At 52.9% G+C, this 8,474-nt stretch carries 9 protein-coding genes and 1 pseudogene; 6 read left to right on the top strand and 4 right to left on the bottom strand.

The features are described from left to right. The 5 genes from argS to hisI all read left to right on the top strand — a co-directional run. Positions 1-961 (top strand): arginine--tRNA ligase (gene argS, locus Q8Q07_07965; protein MDP3880218.1); only part of this gene is annotated, 961 nt, incomplete at its 5' end. A 140-nt stretch (positions 962-1,101) separates the two neighbouring features. Further along, positions 1,102-2,088, top strand: coding sequence for a tryptophan--tRNA ligase (gene trpS, locus Q8Q07_07960; protein ID MDP3880217.1), 987 nt, complete (start codon positions 1,102-1,104; stop codon positions 2,086-2,088). Between the two features lie 62 nt (positions 2,089-2,150). Continuing rightward, positions 2,151-3,722 (top strand): acyl-CoA carboxylase subunit beta, encoded by a 1,572-nt coding sequence (locus Q8Q07_07955; GenBank protein MDP3880216.1) that lies wholly within the window; start codon positions 2,151-2,153, stop codon positions 3,720-3,722. A 10-nt stretch (positions 3,723-3,732) separates the two neighbouring features. Then, on the top strand, positions 3,733-4,446 hold the full coding sequence (gene hisA / locus Q8Q07_07950; protein ID MDP3880215.1) for a 1-(5-phosphoribosyl)-5-[(5-phosphoribosylamino)methylideneamino]imidazole-4-carboxamide isomerase: 714 nt from the start codon (positions 3,733-3,735) through the stop codon (positions 4,444-4,446). 348 nt (positions 4,447-4,794) lie between these two features. Continuing rightward, complete coding sequence (hisI, locus tag Q8Q07_07945) at positions 4,795-5,115, top strand: phosphoribosyl-AMP cyclohydrolase (GenBank protein MDP3880214.1); 321 nt, start codon at positions 4,795-4,797, stop codon at positions 5,113-5,115. A gap of 251 nt (positions 5,116-5,366) precedes the next feature. On the opposite strand, the gene Q8Q07_07940 is transcribed toward hisI, so the two are convergent. From Q8Q07_07940 to rplU, 4 genes and pseudogenes are all read right to left on the bottom strand, one after another. Continuing rightward, entirely contained in the window at positions 5,367-6,266 is a 900-nt protein-coding gene (locus Q8Q07_07940; GenBank protein ID MDP3880213.1) for a DUF1385 domain-containing protein, read from the bottom strand. A gap of 90 nt (positions 6,267-6,356) precedes the next feature. Further along, a complete protein-coding gene (rpmE, locus tag Q8Q07_07935; protein ID MDP3880212.1) occupies positions 6,357-6,563 on the bottom strand; it encodes a 50S ribosomal protein L31 in 207 nt (68 codons plus the stop codon). Between the two features lie 6 nt (positions 6,564-6,569). Continuing rightward, positions 6,570-6,824, bottom strand: coding sequence for a 50S ribosomal protein L27 (gene rpmA, locus Q8Q07_07930; protein ID MDP3880211.1), 255 nt, complete (start codon positions 6,822-6,824; stop codon positions 6,570-6,572). A gap of 70 nt (positions 6,825-6,894) precedes the next feature. Further along, a pseudogene (rplU, locus tag Q8Q07_07925) lies at positions 6,895-7,197 on the bottom strand (50S ribosomal protein L21). A 206-nt stretch (positions 7,198-7,403) separates the two neighbouring features. On the opposite strand from rplU, the gene Q8Q07_07920 reads away from it, so the two are divergent. Beyond that, a complete protein-coding gene (locus Q8Q07_07920; protein ID MDP3880210.1) occupies positions 7,404-8,183 on the top strand; it encodes a hypothetical protein in 780 nt (259 codons plus the stop codon). The last annotated feature ends 291 nt before the right edge of the window (positions 8,184-8,474 follow it).

Below are 8,474 nucleotides of genomic sequence, written 5' to 3'. Positions count from 1 at the left end.
GCTCGGGCTGGACAGAATGCTGGAGCAGATAAAGACCGACCTTGAGCTGCTGGGGGTAACGTTTGATGTCTGGTTCAGTGAAAGCAGCCTGTATAAAGAGGGACAGTACCGGACGGCGATGGCGCTCCTTCACGATGGAGGCTACATCAGCGAAAAGGAAGGCGCCACCTGGTTTGTCTCCACTGCCCTGGGCGAAGATAAGGATAACGTGGTGATACGCAGTGATGGTTCGCCCACCTACTTTGCCGCCGATATTGCCTACCACTTCAACAAGTTCCTGGAGCGTAAGTTTGACAAGGTAATCAACATCTGGGGGGCTGACCATCAGGGCCACGTGTCCCGGATGAAAGCCGTCATCGGCGCTATGGGCATTGACCCGGAGCGGCTGGAGGTAATAATCGGCCAGATGGTCACCCTGCGCCGCGGTGGCGAGATAGTGCGCGTTTCCAAGCGCAGCGGTGAACTGATTACCCTGCGGGAGCTGGTGGAAGAGGTGGGCAGTGATGCCTGCCGGTTCTTCTTTCTCTCCCGCTCCGCCAACAGCCAGATGGACTTCGACCTCGAACTGGCCAAGAAACAGTCTGCCGATAATCCCGTCTACTACGTCCAGTACGCCCATGCCCGCATTGCCAGTATCCTGCGCCTGGCCAAAGAGAAGGGCATTGATTACAGTGACGGGGATGTAGCCCTGATAACCACCGAGCCGGAATTAACCCTGATACGCAAGCTCTTGCTCCTGCCCGAGATTATTGAGACAATAACGACCACTTTAGAGCCTCATCACCTTCCCTACTACGCCCAGGACCTGGCCACCGTATTCCACAGCTTCTACATGCAATGCCGCGTCGTCTCACGCAACGAACCCCTGACCAAAGCCCGCCTCAAGCTGGTAGAGGCCGCCAAGATTATCCTGGCCAAAACACTCCACCTCATGGGGATGAATGCCCCGGAGACGATGTAGAACAAGGCTGTTTCCGAAAGGACAACCACCCCGCTGATCATCCGTAAGCACTCTTGTTGAGTATTTAATGCCCGTGACGAGGTCGCTTATCTTGTCGTTGCGCTCCCTTTATGTTACACTTTTTCAAGTTAGGAGAACTGATGATAAAACCACGCGTTTTCTCGGGCATCCAGCCGACGGGGAATATCCATATCGGCAATTATCTGGGTGCCATCAGTCAGTGGGTAAAAAGGCAAGACACCTACGATAACATTTTCTGTATAGTGGACCTGCACGCTATCACGGTACCGCAGGACCCGAAGGTCTTGAAGGCGAAGACTCGCGAGCTTTCCGGCCTGTTATTAGCGGCGGGTATCGACCCCAAACGGTCAGACCTGTTCATCCAGTCTCACGTTTGCGCCCATTCTGAACTAGCCTGGATCCTCAATTGCTTCATCCCCATGGGCTGGATGCAACGGATGACCCAATTCAAGGAGAAATCACAGAAACAGAAGGAGCAGGTAAGTACCGGCCTCTTCGGTTATCCGGCGCTGATGGCAGCGGACATCCTGCTTTATGATACGGACGTCGTGCCGGTTGGCGAAGACCAGAAGCAGCATGTCGAGCTGGCCAGAGATGTAGCGCAGCGTTTCAACTCAATCTACGGCGAGACTTTCAAGCTGCCCGAACCGGTCATTCCTGAGATAGGCGCCCGTATTATGGGGTTAGATGACCCCACTCAGAAGATGAGTAAAAGCGAGACCTCTTCCAACCACGCCATCAACCTGCTCGATTCTCCCGATGTCATCAGGGCAAAGCTGATGCGCGCCACCACCGATTCTCTCAAGGACATCAGCTTCGATGAGAACCGGCCCGGCGTTTATAACCTGCTGGTTATCTACGAGCTTTTTAGCGGGATAAATCGAAAGGACATCGAAGCCCTCTTTACCGGCAAGGGTTATGCCGACTTGAAAAAAGAGGTCGGTGAGGTGGTGGTGGAGGGGCTGAAACCACTGCAAAAGCGCTACGCCGAATTAACAGCCGACCCTGCCTACATCGATTCCCTGCTCAAGGAAGGCGCTGACCGTGTCCGCCCGATGGCTGAGAAAACACTGGCGCTGGTCAAAGAGCGGGTGGGGTTAGGGTAGACCACGCTGGTTCATGAGACTCATTAGGCAGACAAAATTTAGTCTCAAGGGAGGTCTGGCAAATGGCAACAACCAGGGACCTGATTGAGGAGTACCAGAAAAAGAGACAGAAAATAACGGAGATGGGGAGCGCCGAGGCAATCGAAAAGCGCCACCAGGGCGGGCAATGGACTGCACGGGAAAGAATAGACTACCTCTTTGACAAAGGAACTTTCACCGAAATCGGCTTATTCGTCAAGAACCGGACCACCGCCTTCGGCATGGACAAGAGGGAAATACCGGCGGAGGGGATCGTCACCGGCTTCGGCAAAGTAAACGGCCGGTATGTGGTCGCTATGGCTGAAGATTACATGGCCATGGCGGGCACCTTCGGCGAGTATCACGGCAAGAAGCTGGCCCATGCCATTGACTTCGCCAAGGAGCACGGGTGGCCCTTCGTCGGCATGAATGACTCCGGCGGTGCCAGACTACAGGAAGGGATGGACACGCTGGAAGCCTACGGCTGGACGTTCCGCTCGCAAATCATGGCTTCGGGTGTTATCCCCCAGATAGCCCTGCTCATGGGACCCTGCCTGGGAGGACAGGCCTACCACCCGGTAATGCAGGACTTCATCATTCAATGCAGGAATACCGGCTTCATGGGCATCGCCGGGCCCGCCTTCGTGGAAACGCAGCTGGGCGAGAAAATCGGACTTGAGGAACTCTCCGGCTACAAAGCCCATGCCATTAAATCCGGGCAGAGCCATATCGTGGCCGAAGATGATAAGGACGCCCTGGACAGGTGCAAGGGGCTGCTCTCCTTACTGCCGGGCAATAACCGGGAAAAGCCACCCCGCCTGGAAACGAAGGACGACCCGGAAAGGGTCATCCCCGAGCTGGACAGCCTCATCCCGGACCGCCCCAACCAGCCCTATGATATGTTTGAGGTAATCCGGAAAATCGTGGATGACGGCTTTTTCCTGGAAACCCTGGGACTGCACGCCACCAGTGTCATCACCGGCTTCGCCCGTTTCAACGGCCGGCCGGTGGGCATCTTCGCCAACCAGCCGATGAAAGCCGCCGGAGTCATCGATACTCATGCCGCTGACAAAGGCGCCCGGTTCGTCAGGTTCTGTGACCTCTTTAATATTCCGGTGGTCACCCTGGGCGACTGCCCCGGCTACATGATTGGCTCCGAACAGGACTGGAAGGGAATCCTGCGCCACGGCGCCAAGCTGCTCTTCGCCTGGGCGGATGCTACCATACCCCTGATTTCAGTGATGCTGAGGAAGTCCTACGCCGGCGCCCACTACGGTATGCTCGATAAAAGTATCGGCGCTGACCTGGTCTTTGCCTGGCCAACGGCCCGCGTCACCATCGTCGGCGCTGAAACCGCCGCCAGCGTTATCTTCGCCCGGGAGATTAAGGAGGCCGAGAACCCGGCGGAAACCCGCGCCAAAAGAATAAAGGAATACAGTGACCTTTATGAGAACCCGTACCACGCCGCCGAGCGCGGCTATATTGATGATATCATCATGCCCGCGGACACCCGGAAGATGATAAACCGGGCGCTGGACATCCTGGAGGATAAAAACAAGGATAACAAAGCCCTTAACAGCCGGCCCTGGCGCAAGTATTCCAATATCAACCTGTGAGGTAATCTAAATAGAAATAATTCCGGCCATTGACCTTAAAGGCGGCAGGTGCGTCCGCCTCTACCAGGGTGACTATGATAGGGAAACCGTCTTCTCGGATGATCCGCTGGAAGTAGCCCTGAAGTGGCAGTCAATGGGTGCTCCCCGGCTGCACATCGTTGACCTGGATGGCGCCGCCAGCGGTGAACCGGGCAACCGGGCAATTATTGAAGAGCTTGCCAGGGGAATAATGATACCAATGCAACTGGGCGGCGGCATACGCCGTATGGAAACGGTGGAACGTCTGCTCAAAGCCGGAATCGATCGTGTTATCCTGGGCACGGCAGCGGTGGAAGACCCTGAACTGGTCAGGGAAGCGTGCCGCCGTTTCAGCGATTCTATAATCGTCGGTATTGATACCAGGGAGGGCTGGGTAGCCACGCGCGGCTGGCAGCAGGCAACCAAACTGGGAGCCGTAGAAATGGCCAGGGCCATGATAAAGCGGGGAGTCAAGCGCTTCATCTACACCGACATCGGGCGGGACGGCACTCTCACCGAGCCTAACTTCAGCGCTTTTCTGGAACTGGCGGATGCCATCAGGGTACCGGTTATTGCTTCCGGCGGGATTTCATCTCTGACCCACCTTAAAGTCCTGAAAAAGCTCGGCGCGGAGGGTGCTATCGTCGGCCGGGCGCTTTACACCCGAGACATCAACCTGAAACAGGCGATAGAGGCTGTGGGCTGACTTGACTGAAGAGTTTAAGCCCCGAAAATGTCGTATTGTCATACTGAGCGAAGCGAAGAGCCCCGGTTGGGGGAAAATGAGAACTTCATTGTTAACCCCACCCGGGGATTCTTCAGTCGCTTAGTTTACACTGAGCGAAGCGAATGTGCTCCCTCAGACCCGATCATGAGTACTTTACAACACTCGCCGGGAAGGTTGAAAATGCACTGTCATTGCGAGGAACGAAGTGACGAAGCAATCTGCGACGGGATGGGTTTTTAACCCCGCTCGGATTGCTTCGCCTCCGCCTGTGGCGGATGGCTCGCAATGACATTATCAGACAGGCTATATCAAAAGGGGTAGAATAACATGGACGATATAAAATTCGACGAAAAGGGTCTGATACCGGCCATCATTCAGGATGCGGAGAGCGGTGAGGTGTTAATGCTTGGCTACATGAACGAAGAAGCCCTGGGCAAAACCCTATCCGGGGATGATGTCTGGTTTTACAGTCGCAGCCGGCAGGAGCTATGGCATAAGGGAGCCACCTCGGGCAACTACCTGAAAGTGAGAGAGGTCTGGAAGGATTGTGACACTGATGCCATTCTGGTCAAAGCGCAACCGATAGGCCCAGTATGCCATACCGGCAATCAAAGCTGCTTCTTCCAGCCGTTGAGAAAGGCGGACTAGTAGCTTGTATCACTTAAATTGTACCAACCGTCATTGCGAGCGTAGCGAAGCAATCCGTTTCTCGGGGTGGCGGATTGCTTCGGGCTTCGTCCTCGCAATGACAGTTTTGGTGGCTATCTCTTAAACGAAGGATTAAGTATTACAACGTACTAGTGCCCGGTTGCAATAATAGCTGTTATTATGCGAGCCGTTTATGGTGAGCCTGTCGAACCACCGGCTCGCCCTTCGACAGGCTCAGGACGAGCGGACTATTATGTACAATGATTTCCGCAACCAACCGGGGATTCCTGCTCACCGTCAATCTCCATAACCCTCTTCAGCGCGGACAGGGCGACTTCCAGTTGAGTATCATCCGGTTCCCTGGTGGTCAGCGACTGCAGCCACAGTCCGGGAGCCAGAATAGCCCTGACCAGACCGTTACCGGTATACCGGGCGCTGAAATAGACCACTTCATAGCCCAGAGCCGCGATAACCGGGATTAGCACCAGCCGTGACAGTACCATCAGCAAGGGCGAATGCAGACCAATAAGGGCAAAGACGACGATAGAGATAATCAGCACGGCGAAGAGAAAACTGGTACCGCAACGGACGTGGGCTGTGCCGTATTTCCTGATTGCCTCCACCTCCAGCGGCACGCCCGCTTCATAAGCATTTATCGTCATATGCTCTGCGCCATGATAGGCAAATACCCGCTTGATGTCAGGTAAAAGCGCCATTACTTTAAGATAAGCGATGAAAATAGCCACACGGATAACGCCGTCCACCAGGTTAAACACCAGGGATGAGCTGATATTGAGCAGCCTGGTTAAAAAAAGAGGGGCGATAAAGAACAGTCCCACTGCCAGAGCCAAAGAAGCAATCACCATCAGCCAGACCATTGGACCGGAAACTTCCTCACCCTCTTCTTCAAGAGACACGTTAGCCGAGTAAAACAGTGACCTGACCCCGAGCACCATCGCCTCAACCAGGACGATGATACCCCGCAGTAACGGCGACTTTCTCATCCGGCCCGTGTAGATAGCCGAAAGCATCCGTGTATCAGCCGCCAGTTCCCCGTCAGGACGGCGCACCACCGTCACCGCAGCTTTCTGCCCGCGCATCATCACCCCCTCCAGCACTGCCTGTCCGCCGTAATAGAATCGCTCTGCCATGAACAACCTTCCTTAATAAACAGAACGGAGCGGCTTATTAAGGCCGCTCCTGCTCATATCCTCTGAATCCCGCTGAGACCACGGAAAGCTTCAGCCCTTTATCCCGTAGCGCCGTTTGAATCTTTCCACCCGCCCGGTGACATCCACCCGTTTACGCTCTCCGGTGAAAAAAGGATGGCACTTGCTGCATACCTCCACCTTCATCATTTTTTTGGTGGAGCCGGTCGTAAAAGTGTTGCCACAGGCGCAGACCACCTGGGCATCTTCATAGTATTTGGGGTGAATCTTCTCTTTCATAATTGTCTAAGCAGCGTAAACGCTGACCTTCCTCCGGTTGTTACTGGCAGGCTCATACTTAACAATACCGTTAATCAGGGCAAAGAGGGTATAGTCTCTCCCCGTGCCGACATTATTGCCCGGATGAATACGGGTTCCCCGCTGACGAACCAGAATAGTTCCGGCATTAACGCTCTCCCCGGCATATCTCTTGACGCCGAGCCTCTTTGATTGACTGTCTCTGCCGTTACGGGTACGCCCGCCACCTTTTTTATGTGCCACTTTCAGTCACCTCTTTCTTGCGCCGCCGGGTCTTTCCAGCCGCCTCAGCCTGTTCCGCGCCCGGCCCGACGATTTCGTCAATTGTCAGCCTGGTGTATAGCTGCCGGTGTCCCGTCTTCTTCCGGTAACGCGTCTTTGGTTTATAGTGGAAAACGATAACCTTTTTGGCTTTTCCCTGCCCCTGTACGGTAGCCATTACCTTAGCTCCGTCAACAGTAGGCGTACCTACGGTCACCGCATCACCATCACCGACCAGCAACACTTTATCAAGTTCGACGGTATCACCCTCAGCCATGTCCAGGTGGTCAACGTCCACAACCTGGCCGGAGGTTACCTTATACTGTTTACCACCCGTCTCAACGATAGCGTAAATCTTGGGCCTCCTCTACAGGCTGACCATTACACGAGCCAGCACCGTTCAAATAATAGCACAATCCCCCTCCCCAAAGCAAGGATTATAGCACTCTATATATCGGGGAGGCAAGCACCACCACAAAACCCTTCTACTCGTTTATAGTTGCAAGCTACTTTTCAAGGTGCTATACTGCTGGCTGAGTAAGCTGGCAGGAATTGGTATAAATGCGCTTAAGAATCAGGTTGTATCGCTTCCGCAAGTTGGGGAATGTCACGGGAATTATTCTTCATGGGGTAGTTCTTGTACTAGAGGAATTATTATTAGACAAAATCATAGCTTGGTTGCGCATGGAGGCGGGTTGGGTGGATAACATAGCTGTAATCATAATCCTCCTGTCTCTTGTCGCCTTTGTTTTATGGGTGTTGCTGCATGATGACAAAGAGACCACAGCAAAACAATTATACCTAACTATTCAGGCGATAAAAAAGAGAGAGCAGGATTTAGTTAATGAAGTGTTACCTTTTATCCAAGCACAAAATAAGCAAATAGCCTTTAATCGTAATTACTTGGATACTATTAAGTCAGAGTTGGATAACCTTTACAGCCAGCAGGATATAGAAAATATGGAGGGGCAACAGGCAGGAAATCTTATAACAGGTAACACTTACTTGCAGGACGTAAAAATTAACGACAAAAAACTGCGGTCATTACTTAACCAATTAAGCGTGTTACGCTCCGAAGTAATGAGTCTAGAGTTGGAGACCATACTTAATAGGTATTTTCGTGTAAGACAGGGACACGAGAATGTTACTGTCGGTTTCCGTGTTTTGGATAAGTGCTTCATACTTGATCCTGATTTTATTGGCAGAATGACAAGGATAATCCGTAGGGGAAATATTAAGGTGCAGGGCTTGGAGCAACAGGTAGTTGAGACCCTATCAGAGTATGCAGGTCGCCCTATAACCCAATCTGGTAAGGTAGGTACACGATGGAGAATAATGTAGTTTGTAAATATTGCCAATCGGAAAACGTCCGAAAGTACGGGAAGTACAAGGACACCCAATACTACTACTGCAACGACTGCGAGCGTAAATTCATGCCTAACAATTCCCTATTCGGTATGAAGACTCCTGCTAATCAAGTGTCATCGGCTCTTGATATGTACTACAAAGGTCTCAGTCTTAACGAGATTCGGGAACACCTACAATCACAACCGGAATACGATAATACCCCGTCCAGTTCGACCGTATTCCAGTGGGTAGAGAAGTATACCGATAAAGCAGTAAAAGAGTGTG

The sequence above is a fragment of the Dehalococcoidales bacterium genome (genome assembly GCA_030698765.1).
Lineage (GTDB): Bacteria > Chloroflexota > Dehalococcoidia > Dehalococcoidales > UBA2162 > JAUYMF01.
This window is presented reverse-complemented; position numbering and strand designations above follow the sequence as displayed.

What these genes read in the sequence shown, in the direction of transcription:
- Q8Q07_07955 (MDP3880216.1), top strand. Translation starts at nt 2,151, where the DNA reads ATGGCAACAACCAGGGACCTGATTGAGGAGTACCAGAAAAAGAGACAG.
- hisI (MDP3880214.1), top strand. Translation starts at nt 4,795, where the DNA reads ATGGACGATATAAAATTCGACGAAAAGGGTCTGATACCGGCCATCATT.
- rpmE (MDP3880212.1), bottom strand. Translation starts at nt 6,563, where the DNA reads ATGAAAGAGAAGATTCACCCCAAATACTATGAAGATGCCCAGGTGGTC.
- Q8Q07_07940 (MDP3880213.1), bottom strand. Translation starts at nt 6,266, where the DNA reads ATGGCAGAGCGATTCTATTACGGCGGACAGGCAGTGCTGGAGGGGGTG.
- trpS (MDP3880217.1), top strand. Translation starts at nt 1,102, where the DNA reads ATGATAAAACCACGCGTTTTCTCGGGCATCCAGCCGACGGGGAATATC.
- Q8Q07_07920 (MDP3880210.1), top strand. Translation starts at nt 7,404, where the DNA reads ATGCGCTTAAGAATCAGGTTGTATCGCTTCCGCAAGTTGGGGAATGTC.